Source organism: Nitrosospira briensis (genome assembly GCF_900115125.1).
GTDB lineage: Bacteria > Pseudomonadota > Gammaproteobacteria > Burkholderiales > Nitrosomonadaceae > Nitrosospira > Nitrosospira briensis_A.
This window is the reverse complement of record NZ_FOVJ01000001.1, coordinates 781,712-803,946: the sequence shown is the minus strand read 5'-3', so window position 1 is coordinate 803,946 and position 22,235 is coordinate 781,712. Positions and strand designations below refer to the sequence as shown.

At 55.0% G+C, this 22,235-nt stretch carries 17 protein-coding genes; 11 read left to right on the top strand and 6 right to left on the bottom strand.

The features are described from left to right. Positions 1-5 precede the first annotated feature (5 nt). Positions 6-776, top strand: coding sequence for an MBL fold metallo-hydrolase (locus BMZ14_RS03625; protein WP_074794777.1), 771 nt, complete (start codon positions 6-8; stop codon positions 774-776). 171 nt (positions 777-947) lie between these two features. Next, entirely contained in the window at positions 948-1,760 is an 813-nt protein-coding gene (locus BMZ14_RS03620; RefSeq protein WP_074794774.1) for a class I SAM-dependent methyltransferase, read from the top strand. 236 nt (positions 1,761-1,996) lie between these two features. Here the strand turns inward: BMZ14_RS03620 and BMZ14_RS03615 are convergent, their stop codons facing one another. Beyond that, a complete protein-coding gene (locus BMZ14_RS03615) occupies positions 1,997-3,073 on the bottom strand; it encodes a GGDEF domain-containing protein (RefSeq protein WP_074795537.1) in 1,077 nt (358 codons plus the stop codon). 181 nt (positions 3,074-3,254) lie between these two features. Between BMZ14_RS03615 and BMZ14_RS03610 the strand changes: the two genes are divergently transcribed. Further along, entirely contained in the window at positions 3,255-3,893 is a 639-nt protein-coding gene (locus BMZ14_RS03610) for a hypothetical protein (RefSeq protein WP_177186901.1), read from the top strand. 133 nt (positions 3,894-4,026) lie between these two features. Here BMZ14_RS03610 and BMZ14_RS03605 read toward each other — a convergent pair whose 3' ends face one another. The 3 genes from BMZ14_RS03605 to BMZ14_RS03595 all read right to left on the bottom strand — a co-directional run bounded on the left by BMZ14_RS03605 (position 4,027) and on the right by BMZ14_RS03595 (position 6,819). Then, positions 4,027-4,440 carry a response regulator gene (locus BMZ14_RS03605; RefSeq protein ID WP_074794770.1) on the bottom strand — a complete coding sequence of 138 codons (414 nt, stop codon included), beginning with the start codon at positions 4,438-4,440 and terminating at the stop codon, positions 4,027-4,029. Between the two features lie 239 nt (positions 4,441-4,679). Then, a complete protein-coding gene (locus tag BMZ14_RS03600; protein WP_074794767.1) occupies positions 4,680-6,179 on the bottom strand; it encodes an FAD-dependent oxidoreductase in 1,500 nt (499 codons plus the stop codon). Positions 6,180-6,408: 229 nt separating this feature from the next. Then, positions 6,409-6,819 carry a MarR family transcriptional regulator gene (locus BMZ14_RS03595; RefSeq protein WP_074794763.1) on the bottom strand — a complete coding sequence of 137 codons (411 nt, stop codon included), beginning with the start codon at positions 6,817-6,819 and terminating at the stop codon, positions 6,409-6,411. 191 nt (positions 6,820-7,010) lie between these two features. On the opposite strand from BMZ14_RS03595, the gene BMZ14_RS03590 reads away from it, so the two are divergent. Then, the gene (locus BMZ14_RS03590; protein ID WP_074794760.1) at positions 7,011-8,039 is read left to right on the top strand and encodes a fatty acid desaturase; all 1,029 of its coding nucleotides are present in this window, start codon (positions 7,011-7,013) and stop codon (positions 8,037-8,039) included. Positions 8,040-8,123: 84 nt separating this feature from the next. Here the strand turns inward: BMZ14_RS03590 and BMZ14_RS03585 are convergent, their stop codons facing one another. Further along, positions 8,124-9,191, bottom strand: coding sequence for an alpha/beta hydrolase (locus tag BMZ14_RS03585; RefSeq protein WP_256208353.1), 1,068 nt, complete (start codon positions 9,189-9,191; stop codon positions 8,124-8,126). A gap of 127 nt (positions 9,192-9,318) precedes the next feature. Further along, on the bottom strand, positions 9,319-11,412 hold the full coding sequence (locus BMZ14_RS03580; protein ID WP_074794757.1) for a PAS domain-containing hybrid sensor histidine kinase/response regulator: 2,094 nt from the start codon (positions 11,410-11,412) through the stop codon (positions 9,319-9,321). A gap of 354 nt (positions 11,413-11,766) precedes the next feature. Between BMZ14_RS03580 and BMZ14_RS03575 the strand changes: the two genes are divergently transcribed. From BMZ14_RS03575 to BMZ14_RS03540, 7 genes are all read left to right on the top strand, one after another. Then, the gene (locus BMZ14_RS03575; protein WP_074794754.1) at positions 11,767-14,586 is read left to right on the top strand and encodes a hybrid sensor histidine kinase/response regulator; all 2,820 of its coding nucleotides are present in this window, start codon (positions 11,767-11,769) and stop codon (positions 14,584-14,586) included. A 232-nt stretch (positions 14,587-14,818) separates the two neighbouring features. Next, positions 14,819-15,709 (top strand): SDR family oxidoreductase, encoded by an 891-nt coding sequence (locus tag BMZ14_RS03570; RefSeq protein ID WP_074794751.1) that lies wholly within the window; start codon positions 14,819-14,821, stop codon positions 15,707-15,709. Between the two features lie 233 nt (positions 15,710-15,942). Continuing rightward, complete coding sequence (locus BMZ14_RS03565) at positions 15,943-16,215, top strand: KGG domain-containing protein (RefSeq protein WP_074795533.1); 273 nt, start codon at positions 15,943-15,945, stop codon at positions 16,213-16,215. Between the two features lie 312 nt (positions 16,216-16,527). Beyond that, a complete protein-coding gene (locus BMZ14_RS03560) occupies positions 16,528-17,736 on the top strand; it encodes a hypothetical protein (RefSeq protein ID WP_074794748.1) in 1,209 nt (402 codons plus the stop codon). A gap of 32 nt (positions 17,737-17,768) precedes the next feature. Then, positions 17,769-18,500 (top strand): ferritin-like domain-containing protein, encoded by a 732-nt coding sequence (locus tag BMZ14_RS03555; protein WP_074794746.1) that lies wholly within the window; start codon positions 17,769-17,771, stop codon positions 18,498-18,500. Between the two features lie 405 nt (positions 18,501-18,905). Further along, positions 18,906-21,173, top strand: a complete 2,268-nt coding sequence (locus tag BMZ14_RS03545) for a sugar nucleotide-binding protein (RefSeq protein ID WP_074794740.1) — start codon at positions 18,906-18,908, stop codon at positions 21,171-21,173. A 220-nt stretch (positions 21,174-21,393) separates the two neighbouring features. Next, a complete protein-coding gene (locus tag BMZ14_RS03540) occupies positions 21,394-21,921 on the top strand; it encodes a hypothetical protein (RefSeq protein ID WP_074794737.1) in 528 nt (175 codons plus the stop codon). The last annotated feature ends 314 nt before the right edge of the window (positions 21,922-22,235 follow it).

The window sequence follows — 22,235 nt, the reverse complement described above, 5'->3', positions numbered from 1 at the left end:
TTTTCATGAAATTCCAACAACTGAGGAATGCAACAATCATTATCGAGTATGCGGGGAAAAAGATTCTGGTTGATCCCATGCTGGCAGAAAAAGGGGGGTTTCCGGGATTCGACGGAACCATCAATAGCCACATACCCAATCCCCTGGTCGACCTGCCCATTCCCATGGACGAGATTCTTGATGTTGATGCGGTCATCGTTACCCATACTCATGCGGATCACTGGGACGATGCAGCCATAAAACTGGTGCCCAAGAACATGTTGATCTTTACGCAGAACGAGAAAGACGCAGCGGAAATCCGGGCGCAAGGATTCAGCAATATCCGGGTTCTGGGGGAGAATACTGTTTTTGACGGCATCACGCTAATCAAAACCCCTGGTCGCCATGGTGGAGAAAAAACCATGGAAGAGTTTGCGGAGCTATTGGGGCATGTGTCCGGAGTCGTATTCAAACATCCGAATGAAAAAACGCTCTACATTGCCGGGGATACGGTCTGGTACGAGGGGGTCGAGGAAAATCTGAAGAAATATGAGCCCGATGTCGTTGTCTTGAACAGCGGAGACGCTCAGGTACTGGGCTATGAGCCCATCATCATGGATAAAGAGGATGTTTACGAGGTTTATAAAGCCGCTCCCAAGGCAACCATTATTGCGAGCCACATGGAATCTGTGAACCACGCCATGCTATCGAGGAAAGAACTGCAGGAGTTCATCAGTGAAAAGGGTATGACGCAACGCGTATTGGTGCCTGCCGATGGTGAAACCTGCGTTTTCTAACGGGATTCGCAATGACGGCGTGATACCTGCGGCGATTCCGGGGAAGAAGGCGTCTGGCGCCTGCAACCCATCAACATCTCGCAACGCCAGGCTCACGCTCCGCTGAAAGGCACGGTTAAGCCCGTTGCATTTCTCATCCTTCATCGGTTGCATTTACTGGAGAATTTTCGAATGGCAGGTTATGTTGGCGATGTCGCCATCGCTTACGATCGTGATCTCGGACACGTGCTTTTCGAGCACTATGCAACTGACATTGCGCGTCGAGCAACGCAAAGACCGGTCCGCAACATGCTTGAAATTGCGGCGGGCACGGGAATAGCCAGCCGGCAATTGCGCGATGCGCTCCCCATGGATGCGCTGCTGACTGCGATCGACATCAGCGACTCGATGATGGACGTCGCGCGCGCAAAATTTCTTCCCCACGAGCAGGTCACGTTCCAGATCGCCGACGCTACTGCGCTGCCTTTCGACGATGAGGCGTTCGAGGCGGTGGTCTGCCAGTTCGGAGTGATGTTCTTCGATAAGGATGCGGCATTTCGTGAGGTGCATCGGACGTTGAAGCGCGGCGGCCGGTACCTGTTCAGCGTTTGGGACTCGCGGCACTACAATCCGTTCGCCAGCCTGACTTTCGAAGTGATGAAGCAGTTCTTTCCATCGGATCCACCCGGGTTCCTTGAGGCTCCTGTTTCCTGTTTTGAAATCGACCCTATCAAGGAAACGCTTATTCGTTCAGGTTTTGAGCAAATTGTCATCTCGGTTCAACCGCGGGAATACGATATTCTGGACGTGCCGGCCTTTGCTCGCGGGTTGGTCTTCAGTCCGCTCATCGAAGAAATAAGAGAGCGTGGCGGAGACCCCGAGAGGATCATCGAGGCACTGGTGGAAGCTCTGACAAGGGAGTTTGGTTCGAACCCGACGCGCTACCCGATGCAAGCCATACTATTCGAAGCGGAAAAGACTGATCGTGGAGTAAAAAATCGATAGCATGGATGAACGACCGGCCGTGCTACTGCATACACTGAGACGCTGAACACAAAGGAGTCACTATGACTGATCACAAAATTGCGAAGGCGCACAGGCAGCGCGTAACGGCCTCTTCATCCAAGGTCATTACTTAGAGGCCAGCCAGCAGCTGCAATCCCGGAGATGTGAGTATTACCTGTGTTACCGCTCTAAGGCTGATGCGCTGCAGCGGGTTTTCAGCGACCTTTATTCCCGGACTAGGAATCGCTTGCGACCACTACGCGGTTGCGGCCACTTCTTTTTGCTTCATACATGGCCGCGTCGGCGCGCTCAAGCAATGATTCCTTGTTTTCGCCTTGTCTCAGCATCGCCACTCCCAGGCTGAGGGTTACCGGAATATTGTATTGCTTTACATGAAAGGGAGCCTTCATGACGCCTTCGCGTATCCGCTCGGCTATCGCCTCTCCCAACGCCAAGTCGGTGTTCATCATCACGATGACAAATTCTTCTCCGCCAAACCGGCCGATCAGGTCGAAGTCACGCGTGGCTGACTTAATCCGGCCTGCCACATGCCGCAGGACAAGATCGCCCACCATATGCCCGTAGGTGTCATTGATCTTCTTGAAGAAATCGAGATCGGACATGATCAGGCACAAGGGATTGCTCTCGTGGCCCCTGCGCCGGGCACGGTTGATCTGTTGCTCGAGCGATTCCATCAGCTTGGCATAGTTCATCAAGCCCGTGAGTTCATCGATCGAAGTTCTCCTCCGCAAGCGGAATGTCTCCTGGCGCAGCTTGTCCAGGTCCCCCTCCAGTTCATCCAGTTCCGGCAGGCGATAACCTTCCGCGGTCAGGTACAAATCGAGAGAGGTAAGTTTCAAAACAGCGTTCAGAAAAGGCCACAGGGTCGTGGCCCTGTCATTGAATTTTTCGGATAGCGCTTCTATCAGGATTTCTTGCGTGAGGAAATAAGGGAGATGCAAAAGGCTGAGGTGGATTTTTGCGCGCGCGAAAGCAGCGGCTGTAGCCAGGCGCTCTTCGAAGTATTCCTTTGTATCGAAATCAAGGCCGAAGCGCCGAAGCCGATTGATCCAGGCCCGCTTGAAAGATTTGGCGCCGAAGCTCCTCTCGATCAATGAGAAGCCCCGGGTGCGCGCGAAGGCGGTGAAGCAGCGATCCACCAATTCATCGGCACGTCCGGCGATCACCTGCGTACGTATGCGGTCCGCAATCGCACGGTGCTCTTCACCGAGTCGGAGCATGGAAAGCACTTCCTGGATTCGCTTATCGTCAAACCCGAGCGCCGTGCAATGAGGTGTGGTTTCAGCGTTCATTCCTGCCCCGAACATTTATCCCGGAGGAGAAGCAACCCTGATCGACCGGCGCATGGAAAAATGACCGTACAGTCGAGCAGGTTGCAACGCAAAGAATAACGCATTATTCTCAGCAATTGCTATTCTTGGTATATCCCTGCCATTTCCCGGGAACGGAGTGCCTGATCCGGATGGAGCTTTCATGAATATCAGCCGTCACATAGTACTGGGATCCGTCATTGCCTCTTTTGTATTGGCGGGATGCGCATCACCGAAAAGATCTTTTTTAGGCGCTTCGCTCCCCAAGGTTGCGTACAAGGATATAGAGCAGAGAAATAAACCGCTTCAGCTAAAGCTCATTGTCGAGTTTCAGCGAAATGGAGAGCACTTTCCCAAGGGAGACATACCCCTGAAAGACTACGCAGCATCGATATTGCGGGATTCGGGCGTTATCATGCCCGTCGACGACGACAAGGCGGAGGGGCAAATCAGGGTAGTCTTGAATAATGTCGCGGACAGCGGCACCGTTGCGGCGGAAGCATCCCGCACGGGCTATCCGTTATGGATGATTGGGAAAACCATCACCGATGCCTACGAATTGTCGATGTTTATCTTGCTACAGGAGAAGACAATCAGCCGGACCGGTATCAAACAGGCTGTTCATACCGCTATCGGCAACATGAGCATACCTGACGATATCCAGACTTTTCCCCAGGACCAGGCGTTCCCCCGCGTACTCGAGCAAATGCTTCTTCGTTCCCTGCAAGTCATGCAGCAAAGCGGAGAACTTGTATGGCAAGGCATGCCAGCCGTTGTGTTATTCGAGAAACAATCCAGGTAGCGTTCAATTTGCGGGCTGTGATGCTCCACCTCAAATTTAGAGGTGGTAAATAGTATCCTCCGTTGCTGGGGATCGTTAAGGGTGTTGAGCTCCTGTTTGGCAGCAAAGACCCGGCAGGGGTAACTGCCAAACCTCAGGGCATCTCGCTGATAGTCCAATACCCATCGATTGACCGCATGACTTCGACGAATTGCGCATAGTCAACAGGTTTCGCCATATATCCGGACACGCCGAAGTCGAAGCTGTTTATCTTGTCCTGCTGTTCATCCGACGTGGTCAGTACCACCACTGGAATGCGCATCAGTTGCTCATCACCTTTAACCGTTTGCAGGAATTCGATGCCGTTCATGATAGGCATGTTCAAATCGAGGAAAATGATGCAAGGCTTCTCGTTGTCCTCATCCCGGAGATAATTTAGTGCATCCTCCCCGTTTTCCAGGTGCACGACATGATTTGTAACGTGGACCTGCTTGAGCGCCCGGATTACCATCATCATATCCACCCGGTCGTCTTCGACGAGGAGAATCGGTTTGTTCGTGACCCGCATGATCTTTTTCCTTTGAACCGCGCCCAGCCAGTTGAAGCCTATAAGCCAAAACGGAAATCAAATTACCGTCATCTTGCTTCGATAATTTTTACGAATCTTATCTTTCCACCTAGAGTTCTCCGTCGCCGTCTTACCAATGGAATTGGACTGCCGCGATAGCGCTTCGGGACAGCTCTACGCCTCGCGGGAAGCTTTGCTACGCCGGCCCATAAAACTCCAATCGCTCAACGGGCTCTGGTTCAATGACCGGGCAGGAAGTGACGATACAGCGGCTCGGTCGCGGGCCCCTCGATTACCGTTCCGTCGGGTGCGAAACGGCTGCCGTGGCAAGGACAATCCCAGCTGCTTTCCACGGCGTTCCAGTGCACTTTGCATTTCATGTGCGTGCAGACGGGAGAAACAGCGAACAATGCACCATCCGGATCCCGGTAAGCCGCAAGCGATACATCCTCGAACTTTACCATTGCTGCCTTGCCGGGCATGAGCTGGGATAGTGGAATTGACTCCCGATCGGTCACGTAATCCTTGACCAGGGATTTGAGCACGGTCACGTTTTCCTCGGCCAACCCCTTTGCGCCCTTCAGCGGTGAAAAGCGGCTTGCCTTGACGATGGGCGCGAAGACGTTATCGCGGCCGGCAATCTGATCGGCGATAAGCGATGCGGCAACCGTTCCATAAGTCAGGCCATCGGTTGCAAAACCGGTTGCAATGAAGCAACCCGTGGCATCCCGGCCAATGTAGGGCAAGCCATCGGCGGCGCTATAGTTCTGGGCGGACCACCGGAACTCCGCCTCGGGTACCTTGAAATTCGCATGCGCAGCGGATTCGAGCCGGTCCATGCTGATGCTCGTGTCTTGTTGCCCGGTCTTGTGCTCTTCCCCGACACAGACGAAAAACGACTCATTATCCACATCCAGGCTGCGTACCGAGAGCCGCTCGACGCCGCTGCCCCAGAAGATACCCTCCGGAAACGAGCCCCGGGGAATTCGGGTGGCGAGCCCATATTCGCGTTTTACCGTCATTTCCGCCTGCACAAGATGCATGCCGATAGGCGAGTGGGTAGCCAGCACGATTTCCCTGGCTTTTACCTTGCCGTTAGCCGTGCTTACGACGTGCTGATCTGTATCCACTCCAAGGACGATCGAATTTTCGAAGATTCGGCACCCCCGGTTTGCGGCCTCGCGTGCAAGCCCCTCGACATAAGCCTGAGGCTGAAATTGTGCCTGGTTATTCAGGACGAGCACGGGTCCGTGCGGCTGCTCAAAGGGGGTAGGCAAGGTCTTCTCGAAATGTGCTCTCAGCCCTGCCTTGAGCGAGCCTTGATACTCGTTTTCTATGGAGGTCTGCGCGCTTGCCGATGTTGCGTAGCGGTAGAGCGCGCAGCGCCGAAATTCACAGGGAATATTGAATTGCCGCACACGCTGCTCGATCTGCTCGACCGCTTTGCGGCGAGCGGTGCTGACAGCGTGGGCGACGTCCTCGCCCCACCGGTCGACGATGGTGCGAATGCCGCTGCTGATGGTTTCATAAAGGTTGCCCGTTGAATTGCCGGTGCTGCCGCAGCCGACATCCCGAGCCTCCAGCAATATGACGGAAGTGCCTTGCTCCACCAAATTCAACGCCAATGTAATTCCCGTGATACCGCCTCCCACAATCACCACGTCGGCAGTAGCCTCTTCCTGCAGAATGGGAAAAGCTGTTTTTGGTGCCGTGGCGCGCCAGACAGAGGTTGTGTTCATGATAATTCCTCTCGGTATTCAAAACATTATCAAAACTTCCCCGATTACGTGATTAGCTCGGCCTGATTCCAACCGCCGGTGAGGACCTTGCGCCCGGCGCGGGGGAGAAGAATGTGGCGAAACCATTATCGTCAAACACGGATCAAGGGCTCTGTACGCTATGGCACATAGCCTTTTCATCGCGGCCTTCGATAGCTGTCAAACGGACGCGGCCCCTGGCTGGTCCGCGCTATGGAACAGCCGGGCCCGCTTGCAGGGGCAGGGCCTCGAACACTGAAATGGAGTAATCCAGGAAAAGCTCGATTTTCTGCTTGAGATCCGCGGACATGGTAATTCGCCTGAAACGAAGGTCTTGCGGGTCGATATGCTCGATGAGCAAGCCATGATCGATCGCGATCTGGACGTATTTGACCGCCGTCCGCTGGCTGATGTTCGGCATGAGCTGGTACAACTCGGACTTTTGAACAGCATCGCAACTGGCGCCGTTCAGTCTTAGCCACATGTGCGTAAAGAGGTCGTAGTAATTCAAGTCATGAAAAAGCTGGTTTCCCAGGATATCCACCCAATATTGATCGGTGTTGTTGAGTAGCTGGATGAACTGGCGTCGCCTTGCATCCGCCTGCTTCTGTGGTTTATTCATTGTTTCCGATACCTTCGTCTTTGCATTTTCCGGCTATTCCGGGCAGGGAGAAATTATAGTTCTTTTTGCATGTAAATTTACATGTATAATTACAAGTTCACGAGGAAGCATGAAATATGATTTTTTCACCGCCTGGAATAGCCCGGATACGCCAGTAGAGGTGCGTCATCAGCCATAGAGGTTGCAAAGCCATGTTAGACAGAATCGAGAAAACCTGTTTTCGCCATAAAGGCGGCTTGCGTCCAAACGTCATGGCCCTGCTTTACTGCCAGCTGGCCTATTTTGGCGGAGCCGCGCTCATCCTGTCGATGAATCCGGTTCTCATGGCGGCGGGTACACTGGCAATGGCTCACGGTATGGTGATTGCTTCCTATATGATTCATGAGTGCGGCCACAATACGGTATTTAAATCCCCCCGTCACAATGCCATGCTGGGAGGCGCCTTGAACTGGCTTGCCGGCGGATGCTATGGCAGTTATGAAGATTTGCGGTCTGTGCATATGAAACATCACGTGGATAATGCCGACGTGGGCGGGCTCGACTACAGAGGGTATCTGACGCGTCACCCGGTTCAGCTCAAGATCGTGGAGGCGCTGGAGTGGCTGTATGTCCCGGTCGTCGAGTTCTTCATGCATGGCGCCCTCATTCTTGCTCCATTTCTCGTCAGGGAGAAAAAAGACCAGCGGTCTCGAATCGTTGGAACAATCGCGGTTCGATTCGGCCTGCTTCTGGCCTTATTGCTCTATTCGCCCCTTGCCTTTGCGTGCTATCTGGCGGCATATGCGATCCTTGTGACGGTTTTGCGTTTTATGGATGCGCTTCAGCACAACTACGACAACATCATTACGTCCGCTGGCCGCGCCGGCTTGGCGGAGCGCAGGGAAGACCAGGATTATGAGCAATCTCATACGTTCAGCAATCTGATTTCAACCCGCTATCCATGGTTGAATCTCCTTACTCTCAATTTCGGTTATCACAACGCACACCACAGCAGGCCGACAGCCCCTTGGCACGAGCTGCCAAAGTTGCATGAAGCGTTATATGGAAATGCGGCGAATGTTGTCATCCCGTTCGGCAAGCAACTGGCCAGCTTCCACAAGGGCAGGGTTGCCCGCGTGCTTGGCGATCCGAGCGAGACACAAGGCAACCGGTTCGGGCAGCGCCTGCGCGATGGCTCGGCAGTAGGCGCGACCGGCGTGTCTTTTCTTACTCCGTTGTAATAAAACTCCATCTTGCCGGCAGCGGCAGCATTTATTTGACAAGGGATGGCCATACCGAGTACGGCGATACCGGCACAGCTCTCCCTAGTTCCGCCTGCGCAAATACCGCTCAAGAAAACCGGATATGCGGTTCTCGTATTCCTTGCCAGCATAAGCGTGCATGTTGAAGTGGCCGCCGCCGGGAACGACCCATATTTCTTTCGGCTGCCGGGCCGCCTCGAACAACCGTTCGGTTTCCGCCACTTTCGTATGCTGGTCATCTGTGCCTGAAATCAGGAGCAATGGCGCATTGAGATCGCCTATCCGGTTGATGGGGCTCAATTCATCAGGAGATGTACCGAAGCGAAATGATAATTGCCACAGCAGGAGTGGTGAGAAGACCGGTCCAAACTCGCCAAGATGAAGCCTCAAGCGGTTTTCTACCGCTTCCTCAAAGGTCGCGTGGAGCGACTCGAGCACCACGGCATCAAGCCTTGGCGCATGTTTCGAGAGCACGATTGCAGCCGCACCCAGCGAAACCCCGATGGTTGCGATGCGTTCGCCGGGAAAAGCGTTCCGTAAATAAGCTATCGACGCTTCAACATCTTCCGCTTCGCCCAAGCCAAAGGTAATGCGATCCCCCGGCGTTTCCCCATGGGCCCTCAGATCGATGAGGAGTACGCCGTATCCCTGCTCGTTCAAGAATTTTGCCCGGCTCAGCATCTCGATGCGATTGCTTCGGAGCGAATGGACAAGCAATATGATTCCATCGCCACGCCTGCCGCGTACCAACCAGCCGTGCACGCTGGAATCGGTATTCCTGGAATTGGCACTGACGGGTATTTGCACCCCTTCAACCGGAAAATCGGCAGAGACAGCGCCGGATAGCGAGTCTACCGCGGTGGGCACCGCGCCCGATAACAGCTCGCCAACGCCAACTGCAATAATCAGCAGGGCGGCAATGCCGCAAAGCAATGAAAACACGCCGAACCTGATCCACTGACGCATATCCATGAGTAACTGGCGAGATTGAAACGGGTATTTTGCCATGCAGCTCGCCATATCGCGGCAATAAGTGGCTGTTCGCGAAAACTTGATCATTTCCGGATGAGCGGCTATCAGTATCAGGGGGAAAACCGGAGTGCCATTGCTGGGGGCGAGATATGTGGGCAAGATATGTGGGCAAGTACTTCCCACCTGCTGGTTCAGCAGTGTTCGCCGGGGCAGGACGTCAGGGCCGGCACCGGTGCGTCCCCCGTGCCAACAAGGGTACACCAGCCAGCCCGGCAGTGTTCATTATCTAACCTGTTTTCCTCTTCCATCCCGCCAGATTTCCGATGGAAGCAACCAGTTCATGCGATTCGACGGGCTTCGAAAGATATATCTGGTAGCCGGCAATCATCGCTTTCGTCCGGTCTTCCGAGTGCGCAAACGCGCTCAGCGCAATAGCGGGTGTTTTTCCGCCGTGGGTCGCGGGAAGGCTTCTCACTTCGCGGATAAGCTGGTACCCATCCATTTCCGGCATGCCGATATCGCTTATGATCAGATCCGGCCTGTGGCTCTTCAGGATGCCCAGTCCTTCCACGGCATTGGATGCGGTGATGACTTTAGCCTCGCATTGCGTGAGCACTTCATTGATAAGCTCGCGAGCATCCAGTTCGTCATCGACGACCAGTATCGTCAACCCGGCAAGGGCGATGTTCCCGTCACCGAATATGGGCGGCGCCGGGGCGGGGCTTTGCCGGCCTCGGGTATCGTCTACGGGCGCAAGCGGGAGACATACGATAAACGAAGCGCCTTTGCCTTCGCCGGCGCTTTCTGCTCGTACGGTTCCCCCATGGAGCCCTACAAGCTGCTTCACGATGGCGAGACCCAGGCCGAGACCGCCGTAGTTCCGGGTGAGCGAGGAGTCGGCCTGCCGGAAGCGGTCGAAAACGTAAACCAGGAACTCCGGTTTGATGCCCAATCCGGTGTCTCTTACCGTCACTTCGAGATGCGAAGCTATGCGCCCGACGCTGACTTCCACAGTGCCGCCCCTGGGCGTGAATTTGACCGCATTCGAAAGAAGGTTCCAGATGATCTGCTGAAGCCGGTTGCTGTCCCCGGAAACGAGCCCGGCTCCAGTATCAATGGTTTTTTGAAGGTGGATTCCCTTGGCTTCCGCCGCCGGTGTCACCGATTCAATCGCGACTTCAGCGATGGCCGCAACATCCAGCCGTTGCACGTCGAGCCTTACTTTCCCGGAAATGATACTGCTCATTTCGAGAAGATCCTCGATCAGCTTGTTCTGGGCGCGAGCATTTCTCTCGATGGTTTCCAGGCCTCGATGGATGTCCTCTCTGCTCATTGTTCCGTGCAGGATGAGCTGAGACCATCCAAGGATGGCATTGAGCGGCGTCCTGAGTTCGTGAGATAGCGTTGCAAGGAATTCATCCTTGATATGACTTGCCCGTTCGGCCTCGCTTCTTGCGATGCGTTCATTCTCCAGAAGTTGCTTTTTCTCCTCGTCCGCACGCTTTATGGTATCGATATCCGTGTTTGAACCGACCCACATTAATATAGCGCCTTTGGCGTCGCGTCTGGCCTGGGCTCGTATCAAGTGCCATCGGTAGCCGCCGTCTGCCTGCCGGAACCGGCATTCCACCTGGAAAGGCTCCCCGGTGGCAAGAGAATCGCGCCAATGTCCGACGCTCTCCTCCGCGTCGTCAGGATGGATGAGCTTTATCCATTCCCAACCTGCCATTTGTTCGAGGGCGAGCCCGGTGTAATCTTTCCATTGCTGATTGAAATAATCCAGCTCACCGTCGGCGCGTGCGATAAATATCTTCTGAGGCATGGCATCCGCCATGAAGAACAAGCGCTCGTTGCTTTCCCGTAAAGCCTCTTCAGCATGTTTGCGTGCCGTGATGTCTCTGAAGCTCCAGACACGGCCTACACTTCGCCCGTCGACGTACTGGATTTTGGAAAACCGCTCGAATACCCTTCCATCTGCAAGTTCCAGCGAGTCGAAGCTCTCGCGCGGCCATGTCTCATATATCTCCTTGATCCTGCACATGAATGCCTGTGGATCAGCCAAATATTTGCAGTAGAATTTCAGCAATTGCCGGTGTTGCCGCATATCGATAATCTCGGGGAGATGAATCTGCCACATTTGCAGATAGCGTTCATTGAAGCGAAACACATGGCCTTCCTCGTCGGTAACCAGAATACCGTCGGCAGTGGATTCTATGGTTGCCCGCAGGATCGATAGCGAGTGATCAAGCTGCCTCGTCTTTTCCTCTAATGCTTTCTTGATTTGCTTGAGCTCTCGCTCGACAAGTTCGCCCGCCCGGAGAACAGCGTTGGAGGTTTGCAGGGAAATAGAGTGAGACGGCTTTTCCTCGTTATCTTCCATTTATTACTATCCTTTTATAAGTTGACGGGACAGGCGTGAAGCAGCAGTAAAAACGTAAAAAAAGTACTCCTCGGCGGCCGCGGATATATCCATACCTTGGACAATCGTTTGGGGAGGAGGTTTTTATCGGTAGATCTCCATCGATATCTGTGATTCTCGCTTATTCGCGGGAAATTTGAACATAATGCCGAGCTTCAGATACGGGAGCAAGGAAAGGCGAGATTATGCTAGTCTAGAAATGAGAAACGCTTCAAACGCTGTAGCGAGTACTTCTTTCAGGTAAATTTTGAAGGCTTGCGTGAAAACGAGCGGCGGCGCAATGGAATTGATTAGAAAACGTGGGAGAAAATATCCATGAATCTGGTTGAAATGCCGGGTTGGTTGCGCGGCAGCGAAATGGGCGAACTAATTTTTGACCACGACTGGACGGAGTCAGGTCTTGGCCCCATCTCAACCTGGCCGCCAAACCTGAAATTTGCCGTCAACACGATATTGTTGATGCCCTCGGCTGCCTTGTTGCTTTGGGGGCCCAGGCACATACAGATCTATAACGACAACTACCGCGATCTGATTGGCCTCAAGCACCCCGGCGGCCTGGGACAGCCGGTTTCAGCTTGCTGGCCAGAGGTGTGGAATTTTCTTGCGCCTATTTGCGAAGGAGTGATGCAGCGGCGTGAATCCTTTATTTTCAATGACGAGCCGCTGCTTGTCAACCGGACAGGAACGCCCGAAGAGGCGTTCTTCAGGCTTACCTATAGCCCTATCCCCGACGAGATTGACAGCTTTTCCTGCGGCGCTTCGAATACAGCGGGAGCCGAGGCCAGTGCGCCAGGCATATTCGTGACAGTAAGCGAGACGACGGAAATAGTCAACGAACGGGCCGGGGAGGCGGACCGGGCCCGGCTCAGGGAGGCACTGCAAGCAAAACGAATACAGTTGCTGGAAGAAGTCTTCCGCAATTCGCCATCGTTCCTGTACGTGCTTCGCGGTCCTGGACTCGTCTTTGAGCTTGCAAACGAAGCGTACTACCAGTTGGTCGGCCACCGGAAACTGCTGGGCCGGCCACTATTTGAAGCGCTTCCCGAAGCGGTGGAGGATTATTGCCGGCGTCAGTTGGCGAAGGTGATGGCCACAGGCAAGCCATTTATAGGATGGGAATTGCCGATAACAGTTATTTCCGATCCTGGTCAGCCACCGGAAAAGCGTTTTATCGACGCTGTTTATCTCCCTCTGCTGGAGGAGGATGGAAGTTACGAGTATGTACTGGGGCATGGCGTCGATGTTACCGATCATGTAAGAAAGCGTGAAAAGACCGAGCAAGCGCTGTTTGAAACAGAGAGGCGTTTCCGCGATGCCCTCGAAATCGACACCGTCGGCGTCATTTTCCTCGATAAGGACGGGCAAATTACTGAAGCCAATGACGCCTTTCTCGAGATGAGCGGCTTCAGTCGGGAGGATGAGCGGGCGGGCTTGTTGCGATGCGATGAACTTACACCTCCGGAGTGGATGGCGACAACCTTGCGGGCAGGCGAGGAGCTCAAGGCAACAGGACGCGCTACCCCCTATGAGAAGGAATTATTTCGCAAGGATGGCTCGCGCTGGTGGGCGTTGATCGCCGCAATGCAGCTCAACAAGAAGGAAGGCGTTGTATATATTATCGACATAACCGAACGTAAGCGCGTCGAGCAGAATCTGCGGGAAAGCGAGGCCAGGTTCCGTGCCATGGCCGAAGCTTCTCCCGCCCTGACCTGGCAGGTAAATGCGCGGGGCGACCTGGTTTATGTTAACCAGAGAGTCATGGATATGGTCGGGATGACTCTGGAAGAACTGTTGCCTTCAAGATGGCGGTCCGTTCTTCATCCGGATGACGAACCAGGATGCCTTGCGGCGATCGAGCAGGCGCTACTGAATCGCACCCGCTTCCAATATCGGGTTCGTGCCCGGGGCAGGGGAGGAGAATGGCACTGGCTGGAGTCGTACGCGTTGCCGTGGTTCACCGGCCCTGACGAGTATGCGGGGCATGTCGGCGTTTCAATAGATATTACCGAAGCGGTCAAAGCGGAAACAGCCCTGCGGGACGCCGACCTCCGCAAGGATGAGTTTCTGGCTACGCTGGCGCACGAATTGCGCAACCCGCTTGCGCCGATTGCGAACGCACTGGCGGTTATCGCACGTCCGGAGGGTGCCGCAGCTGTTCCGCACCTGCTGCCGGTCATCAACCGGCAAGTCAACTATATGATTCGTCTGGTTGATGATCTGCTGGAGATATCGCGTATCACCAGCGGCAAGGTTGAGTTGCGGCAGGCTCCTGTCGATCTGGCCGTTGTGCTGCACAACGCGGTCGAGGCGGGCAGGCCGCAGATCGATGGGAAGGAACACAAATTGAGCGTCTCCATTTACGATGCGCCTTTGATTGTTTACGCCGATGCCGTACGCCTGGAGCAGGTGTTTACGAATCTGCTCAACAATGCCGCACGATACACCGGACAACGGGGCCAGATCGGGCTTACGGCGCATCGGGAAGCTGATAATGCCGTAGTGTCGATACGGGACAATGGAATAGGAATCCTGGCGGGGATGCTGCCCCGTCTGTTCGATATGTTCGCGCAGGAACGGCGCAATGGCGTCGGGACACAGGAGGGGCTGGGCATTGGACTCAGCCTGGTCTACCGTCTCGTCAAGATGCACGGCGGTACAGTCGAAGCCAGAAGCGAAGGTAAAGATCGAGGCAGCGAATTTATTGTGCGCCTGCCCTTGGCGGCAAGCGTTATACAGGGAGAAATGATGGAACCAGAAAAAACAGCGGCGGCGCCAACCGGGCTACGCATATTGGTAGTTGATGATAACCATGATGCTGCTGAAGTTCTTTCCATGTTGCTCGAGTCCATGGGACTTGACGTCCACTCTGTCGACAGTGGTCCCGCGGCACTCGCGGCGATTCCCGAATACCGGCCCAATATAATTCTCATGGATATCGGCATGCCGGGGATGGATGGGAACGAAGTGGCGCGGCGCATTCGCGAGCAACCGCAATTCAACGATGTCAAGCTGATCGCGCTGACGGGTTGGGGTCAGGAGAAAGACCGCCGGCTCTCGCACGAGAGCGGGTTCGATTATCACCTTACAAAGCCGGTGAATTTCAAGGTCCTGAAGGGTTTGATTGACGCTTTTTAATCTGCTTCCGCGCTATTGGAAGCAACAGAAAAGTCTCGATAACCTGTCTTGATGTGATATCGGCTTTCGGAGTCGACCAGGGACTGGTCAGGCCGCGTCCCGGTCCTCTCCCGTAATCTTGCACACTCCTGGTATGTGCGTTTCTGCACAGTCGCAACGGACAATTGCTCCTAGTCTTTGATGAGGGCCTTCCGGCCGTCGTTTTCCGTCGTTTTCTCATCAAGGAGAGATTATGCCCGTTTCTCTTAAACCCCTGAATCAACAGGTCATTGTCATTACAGGCGCTTCAAGCGGCATTGGTCTTGCTACGGCAAAGCTGGCTGCCGAACGTGGCGCCAAACTGGTCCTTATCGCCCGTAGCGCGGAAACGCTCAGGAAGCTGGTGGCGCAAATAGCCGATGGGGGCGGCGAGGCTATTTTTGTTGTCGCGGATGTCGCTGATCGTAAAAAAATGCTCGGTGCGGCGCAAGAGGCCATCAACCGGTTTGGCCGTATCGATACATGGATCAATAACGCAGGCGTGTCCATCTACGGCCGGCTGGATGAAGTCAGCGACGCAGACAGCCGGCGCCTTTTCGAAACCAACTTCTGGGGCGTGGTCAATGGTTCGCTTGCGGCCCTGCCGCATTTGAGCGCGCGCGGGGGCGCACTCATCAATGTGGGCAGCGAAGTATCCGAAGCCATCTCGCCCTTGCTGGGCATATATTCTGCGTCCAAACACGCAGTCAAGGGATTTACCGATGCGCTGCGCGTGGAAATCGAAGAGTTCGACAAGGCTCCCGTATCAATTACGCTGATTCAGCCCACCGCGGTCAATACTCCATTTCCGCAACACGCAAGGAACTATATGAACAGGGAGCCGAAGTTGCCGCCGCCAGTGATCGAGCCTGAACAGGTTGCCGAAGCGATACTGAAAGCAGCTACGGAGGGTGGCCGCGATGTGAAAGTCGGCGCGATGGCGGTGATCAACACTACGATATCCAAGCTGATGCCCAGCCTCGGCGACAAGATGTCGGCAAAACGCGGGAGCAGCCAGCAGGAAGACATACCGCCGCTTCACCCCCAAGGTACGTTGTATGAACCGGGAGAGTCCGGGTCAAGCCATGGTCTGGTATCGCCATGAAACCACTTCTGAAATTAATATTCCCGGCACCGTTTTCATTCAAACGTAATAATACAAATGAGTGAGATTTTTTTAAGTCTATGTGGGGCGCCGTACATAAAAAAGTCAATATGCTTATTAATATGCAATCACATCTCGGCTTTGATAGCGGAGATAAGGTTCCGGAGATGACGCTCCCAGCCCAAGCGGAATGTCAGCGGAATTTCTTAATATTTTTATATCAGGAGATCAACATGCCTTCATCAAAAAATAGTGGCGGCGAGAGCAAACGGGGCTTTGCCTCGATGGACCAGGATAAACAGCGGGAGATCGCGAGCAAAGGCGGAAAAGCGGCACATGAAAAAGGAACGGCACACGAATTCGATTCCGAAGAGGCTCGTGAAGCCGGTCGAAAAGGCGGTGAAGCATCCCACGGCGGGGGAAAGGGACGCTCATCTTCAAGTCGCGGCGGTTCATCGCCCGGGCAGCATGGCAAGGCCAGCGGCCAAAGCCATAAAAACGATTAAGTAGAGCAGGAGGAAAAAAGGTGGGTCCATCTCACCTTTTTTTGAATTTTCAGGCCCCTGTTCTCATGCGCGGGCAAGATCATCCGCTCGAAAGCGAGAAGATGGAATCAAGGGATCTTTGTCGGGGTCGAGCTGGCCATATCGCCGCGGGGGAGACGCTTCCATTCCTTGCCGTGTAATTGCTGCGCCCGCTATCGGGCGACTTTGTATTGCACAAGACCAACGTCCTCTTTCTTTTGATTTACTCATCGTATATCAGCCCGACGGCTCGCATCGCTGCTCATGGGCGAATTTAAGCAGAGGAGAACAGAAATGGCACTCAATCTATACGAAGATAAAGGTTGTCCGCTGGACAGGCAGCGGTTTACCTGGAAGGAACTGGTTCAACCCCCGATCAGCAAGCTTGACGATGACGCTTTCACGCGCGTGCGGGTTATCCTCATGAATGGGATAGAGATGGAGGCGAACCGCTTCTCGCACGCATGCGCGCGCATGAATCGTGATTTGCAACTGCCACTTGCACAGGTGCGCATCGTGGAACAGCACCAGGCAACAATGGTGAACGGGTTGCTGGGCGCGGACCATTCGACGCTCGAAACAACCGTCGCCTATGAGCAGGTTGCCATCGAAATTACTGCTGTCGTCGCTCAGAATGAACCTGATCCGTATCTGGCTCAAGTGTACCGGTTCGGAATGCTGGAGGATTTTCACCATCTCTACCGTTACAGCGCGATGCTGGACCGGCTGGAAGGCAAGGATGCCAATAATATTCTGCAATGCTATACCGATATTGTTCCAGGCCGTCCTACAGTAGTGGAGCACCGGGCACCCCAGGACAACCTGCGGGAACACTATCACCGCGCAGGCGCGGCGCCACTTACCAAGCTCAACGCTCTGACTATCATGTCGAGCGAACAGCAAACGCAGAATTTCTATCTGAATGTGGGGCCTCTCTATGCCGACCCGGTAGCACGCCAGTTATATGCCGAGATCGCCTCCATCGAAGAGCAGCACGTGACGCAATACGAGTCCATTATCGACCCCAACGAAAGCTGGCTCGAGAAATGGATGCTGCATGAAGCAAACGAGGTTTATAACTATTATGGCTGCATGCAGCAGGAGCCCAATCCTCGGATCAAAGCGATCTGGGAGCGCTGCCTCGACTATGAACTGGGGCATTTGCAGGTTGCGATGGATTTGTTCAAGCAATACGAGCGCCGCGATCCAGCCGAGATTTTGCCGGCGGAATTGCCTGAACCGATCAAATATGAAAGTCAGCGCGAGTTCGTGCGCCGCATCCTCAACCAGGAAGTAGATCTGCGCGCGCTCGGCACCCAGTTCGTGGATAAATCCCGGGAAGGGGACGCTTCCAGGCGATATCGGGCCGACGTCAACTCATCAGGTTCGCCAACCGATACCGTTGCGGCGGGCTATCAATGGTTGCCTGGCACTGAACTCGTCCGAGGCAAGGAGCTTCCCTTTAATGAGGAGCTTGCGCGCGATACAGAGCTCATTCGCTAGTGTTCCAGGATACAGACATCAGGAGGTCACTCATGGGAAAAAGCACAATTTCAGGAAAAAATCGTACCGGCATCGATATGTCGCCGATCGATGCCAAGGAAATGATGGCGCTTGTCAGAGTATCGCCTCCTTCCTCTGCAGGGAATGAGCAGGCTATCGCGGAACGGCGGAGCCAGTATTTTGCAGAGGCCGGCGTGATAGGATCGGTTCCGCCGCCCGGGACCTTGAAAGGCATTGCAAGTACCGCGATGGAAAAATTGACAGGCAAGAATCCGGAGGCGTTTATAGACAAGCTGGGGTGCCGGCTTGCCTTCGAGCGCGCCGGCGTGCGGCTGTACGATGCCCTGATCGCGAAGTGTTCGGCAGCTCCTGCAAACTCCATTGTCCCGCTCGACAGGTTGCAGGACTTTCGAAACGAAGAGCTGGAGCACTTCAAGCTCGTGGAGAACGCGATGCGCTCCATCGGCGCGGACCCCACGGCGCAGACCCCCTCGGCTGATGTGGATGGCATGGCTTCGATAGGTCTGGTCCAAGTACTGACCGACCCGCGGACGTCGGTGGCCCACTGCCTTGAAGCCATTCTTATTGCCGAACTCGCCGACAACGATGCGTGGCAACTCCTTATTGCGCTCACGGAAAAGATGGGCATGAGCGATATGGCACGGGATTTCCAGAATGCGCTGCGGGAGGAAGACGAGCACCTTGCTTACATCCGCCAGTGGTTCAGGCAAATGGTGATGGAAGACGCTGCTGTCGCATCCTGACCTGGCGGCACACGAGCGGCTTGAACGGCACGTAGCGTTCAAGCCGCTGATTATATATCGCGTACTAGTCTGTATTGCCTTCGCCTTCCGACTTCCTCATTTGAGCGAAGAAAGGTAGCGGTTCAATAATCGGCAGCCTCCATTTCGCGCCTGCTTTCCCGTTATCGTTATTTATCCAATGTCTCCGTGCCCACGGCCTTGAATGTCGCATGATCTGGTTCGCTCCCGCATATCCGTTCACCCTGTCATTGTAATTGAAGCCATCTATGTTAAGAACCGAACAGAACTGAACCTCAGGCAAGAGGATTCTTGCAACGCGGAGTTGCATTGGAAATAGGCGAACGCTAATTAGATCTCATGATCCGTCAGATTTATAGGTAAAAAGGGATATTGCGGGGACAACATATGAGCGGGGAAGAGGACCAGGGAGCCACGGAGGCGCTGGAGCTATGGGGTGGCCTCGAATGCACGGTGAACCGCGTGCTCGATACGTATTTCAGTCAGATGGACCGCAACGGCCATATCCACCGCTTATGCGACCTCGAGAGGTTCGCCTCTCTGGGGATCCGCTCGATACGTTATCCGGTTCTGTGGGAACACATGGCGCCGGATGGGCTTGACCGGATAGACTGGTCCTGGCCGGACGATCGCCTACCCGCGCTGCGCGAGCGCGGTATTACTCCGATTGTTGGGCTGGTGCACCACGGCAGCGGGCCACAATACACCAGCCTGGTGGATCCCGGGTTCGCCGAAAAGCTGGCCGTTTTTGCCGGGGCCGTAGCCCAGCGCTACCCTTGGGTGGAACACTACACCCCGGTCAACGAACCGCTGACTACAGCCCGCTTTAGCGGACTGTACGGTCTATGGTACCCGCACGGAAGTGATGAGCGGACATTCGTTCAGGCATTGCTGAACCAGTGCCGCGCTGTTGTTTTATCCATGCGCGCTATCCGCCAGGTCAATCCTGATGCGAAGCTGGTCCAGACGGATGACCTGGGCAAGGCCTATAGCACTCCCCAACTATCCGGGCTGGCGGAGTTTTATAACGCCCGCCGGTGGCTGGCCTGGGATTTACTATGTGGAAAGGTCGGGCAGGAGCATCCCCTCTGGAACTACCTGGTCGGCACGGGGATCGAACCTTCCCAAGTTCTATGGTTCAAGGATAACGTTTGCCACCCTGAAATCATCGGTATCAATTATTACATTACAAGCGAGCGATGGCTGGATGAGCGCGTGGAAAGATATCCAGGACAGCATATTACCGATTATCACGGCTATCGCTTTGTCGATATGGAGCCTGTCCGGGTGCTGGCTACGCCGAGCACCGGGGTTGAGCACCTGCTTACCGAAGCATGGGAACGGTATCGGTTGCCGTTGGCGATTACAGAAGTGCATATAGGTGCAAGCCGGGAAGACCAGATGCGTTGGCTGCTTGAGATGTGGCAAGCCGCACGGAACGCGCGGCAGAGAGGCATTGACATTCGCGCTGTCACGGTCTGGGCGCTGCTGGGCTCGTACGACTGGAACTGCCTGGTTACCGCATGCAAAGGGTATTATGAGCCGGGACCTTTCGATGTGCGCTCGGCCCTGCCGCGCCCAACGGCCGTGGCAGGTCTCATGCGGGAACTGGCGGCAGGCCGGCAGCCCTCCCACCCCGTCTTGAAAGGGCAGGGCTGGTGGCGCCGGGCTGACCGCCTCACCTGCAAGCCGGTTGCGACACCAACCGCTATCACCTCTCTTCATTCAAAGTACAAATCCTCGGTAAATGGAACCATGCGGCCGATTCTCGTTACGGGAGCAACCGGGACGCTGGGCAGGGCGTTCGCGATTATTTGCGGGAAACGGAATGTGGCGGGCATATTGCTGAGCCGGCAGGAGATGGATATAGCGGTACGCGCTTCCGTCGAGTGTGCCGTCGCCCGGTACCAGCCTTGGGCCATTATCAATGCAAGCGGCTATGTCAACGTGGACAACGCAGAAAGTGATATCGACCGCTGTTTCCGGGAAAACGCCGTCGGACCATCTGTTCTCGCGGCCCTATGCCGGGAGCGGGATATTCAGCTGCTTACGTTTTCCAGTGATCTCGTGTTCGATGGCCGGCAGGCGTCTCCCTATCGGGAGAGCGATACGGTGTGCCCGCTGAATCACTATGGCAGGAGCAAGGTGGAGGCGGAGCGCAGGGTGCTCGACCATCATCCGGACGCACTGGTAGTGCGCACCAGTGCTTTCTTCGGCCCTTGGGACATCTACAATTTTGTTACGCTCGCGTTGAAAACACTGGCGCAGGAAGAAAGGTTTTCCGCCTCCACAGACATCACGGTATCGCCTACCTACGTCCCGGACCTTGTGAACACTTGCCTTGATCTGCTTATCGACAAGGAGGCGGGGATCTGGCACCTGACGAACGGCGAGCCTGTAACCTGGGTGGAGCTTGCCCTCAAGGCGGCGAAGAAGGCCGGTATCGATACCAGCAGACTCGATGGCCGTTGCGGGAACGAGCTCGGCTACGTTGCTGTCCGTCCGCTATACAGCGCGCTCTCCAGCGAGCGAGGCATACTCCTGCCTTCCCTGGATGATGCGCTCGATCGTTATATCGAATCAAGGCGGCAAGAAGCGTCAGCGGAGGCTGAGCAGAATAAATCCGGCAGACGGGGAAGCGGGATGGTCGCTTGAGCCAGGATCCGGTGCCTGACGACGGTTCTTCTTCGGACAATCTCCATAACGGGATACATATCTCATAAAAAAAGAAGGCTGCGTTCCAGTAACGATTTGCGCATCACCTTAAATACCTGTTTTATTAAAGCAAGGCCAATGCCAATTTTCAGGTCCGATAGTTCACCGGCCGCGAAGCGGCCTCTTCCAACTTAAAGGCTAAAAGCCGAGGAGATTCAGGATGGACAAGGAACGAAGCGTTCTGAGCCGGGCTGTAAAGTCCGGAACAATAAGCGGCCTGGCAACAGCGGCTGTTGCTTCGCTGGCGGGCAAGCGCGAGAGCGGCTCCTATGCAGCGCCGTTGAATGCGACGAGTCACATTATCTGGGGCGATGAAGCGGCAAAACAGGACCTGGCTTCAGTGAAATACACACTTACCGGTTTTTTGCTAAACCACGGGTCCGCGATCTTCTGGGCGTCGTTCTATGAAAAACTGGCTGCCGGACGTGGCGATGGGCGACGCGAAGGGAGAGTTTCGAGCCTGGGCGCGGCCAATCCGCCCCAAGTGATGAGCCCCTTATGCCGAGGCGCCGCTGTAGCGGCAGCCGCTTATGTCATCGACTACCACGCTATTCCCAAACGCTTCACGCCCGGGTTCGAAAAGCGCCTTTCAGGAAAATCCATGGCGGTGATTTTTTTTACGCTCGCAGCGGGGCTTGCCGCAAGAGACCTGGCTGATATCGCAAAAGCTCGTCGCAGTCGCACATAATTTCGCTCTCTTCCGCCGCTTGTGCTGCTTGCGAGTGAAAAGTTAAAGGCATGTGCGGGGATCGATTCCGGTAGGGGGCGTAATGGCATCCTGAGGCGCCATGGCAACGTTCACACGACGGGGATATCGCCGGTTTCCGCCTGTAGCGGTGGTTGGACGGGGCACCACCTGGTGGACGATATGCTGCGGCTCCAGTGCGTCGTCAACAGGAGGCCGGGCTAGCTTTCTCCCACAGCCATACCCCTCCTGATCTCATGGATTGTCGTGCGGGTCTTGTTGCCCGAACCTCATATAGAACTTATTCCCAAGACTCC

Coding starts and splice junctions, on each gene's coding strand:
- BMZ14_RS03625 (WP_074794777.1), top strand. CDS start 6: ATGAAATTCCAACAACTGAGGAATGCAACAATCATTATCGAGTATGCG.
- BMZ14_RS03620 (WP_074794774.1), top strand. CDS start 948: ATGGCAGGTTATGTTGGCGATGTCGCCATCGCTTACGATCGTGATCTC.
- BMZ14_RS03615 (WP_074795537.1), bottom strand. CDS start 3,073: ATGAACGCTGAAACCACACCTCATTGCACGGCGCTCGGGTTTGACGAT.
- BMZ14_RS03610 (WP_177186901.1), top strand. CDS start 3,255: ATGAATATCAGCCGTCACATAGTACTGGGATCCGTCATTGCCTCTTTT.
- BMZ14_RS03605 (WP_074794770.1), bottom strand. CDS start 4,440: ATGCGGGTCACGAACAAACCGATTCTCCTCGTCGAAGACGACCGGGTG.
- BMZ14_RS03600 (WP_074794767.1), bottom strand. CDS start 6,179: ATGAACACAACCTCTGTCTGGCGCGCCACGGCACCAAAAACAGCTTTT.
- BMZ14_RS03595 (WP_074794763.1), bottom strand. CDS start 6,819: ATGAATAAACCACAGAAGCAGGCGGATGCAAGGCGACGCCAGTTCATC.
- BMZ14_RS03590 (WP_074794760.1), top strand. CDS start 7,011: ATGTTAGACAGAATCGAGAAAACCTGTTTTCGCCATAAAGGCGGCTTG.
- BMZ14_RS03580 (WP_074794757.1), bottom strand. CDS start 11,412: ATGGAAGATAACGAGGAAAAGCCGTCTCACTCTATTTCCCTGCAAACC.
- BMZ14_RS03575 (WP_074794754.1), top strand. CDS start 11,767: ATGAATCTGGTTGAAATGCCGGGTTGGTTGCGCGGCAGCGAAATGGGC.
- BMZ14_RS03570 (WP_074794751.1), top strand. CDS start 14,819: ATGCCCGTTTCTCTTAAACCCCTGAATCAACAGGTCATTGTCATTACA.
- BMZ14_RS03565 (WP_074795533.1), top strand. CDS start 15,943: ATGCCTTCATCAAAAAATAGTGGCGGCGAGAGCAAACGGGGCTTTGCC.
- BMZ14_RS03560 (WP_074794748.1), top strand. CDS start 16,528: ATGGCACTCAATCTATACGAAGATAAAGGTTGTCCGCTGGACAGGCAG.
- BMZ14_RS03555 (WP_074794746.1), top strand. CDS start 17,769: ATGGGAAAAAGCACAATTTCAGGAAAAAATCGTACCGGCATCGATATG.
- BMZ14_RS03545 (WP_074794740.1), top strand. CDS start 18,906: ATGAGCGGGGAAGAGGACCAGGGAGCCACGGAGGCGCTGGAGCTATGG.
- BMZ14_RS03540 (WP_074794737.1), top strand. CDS start 21,394: ATGGACAAGGAACGAAGCGTTCTGAGCCGGGCTGTAAAGTCCGGAACA.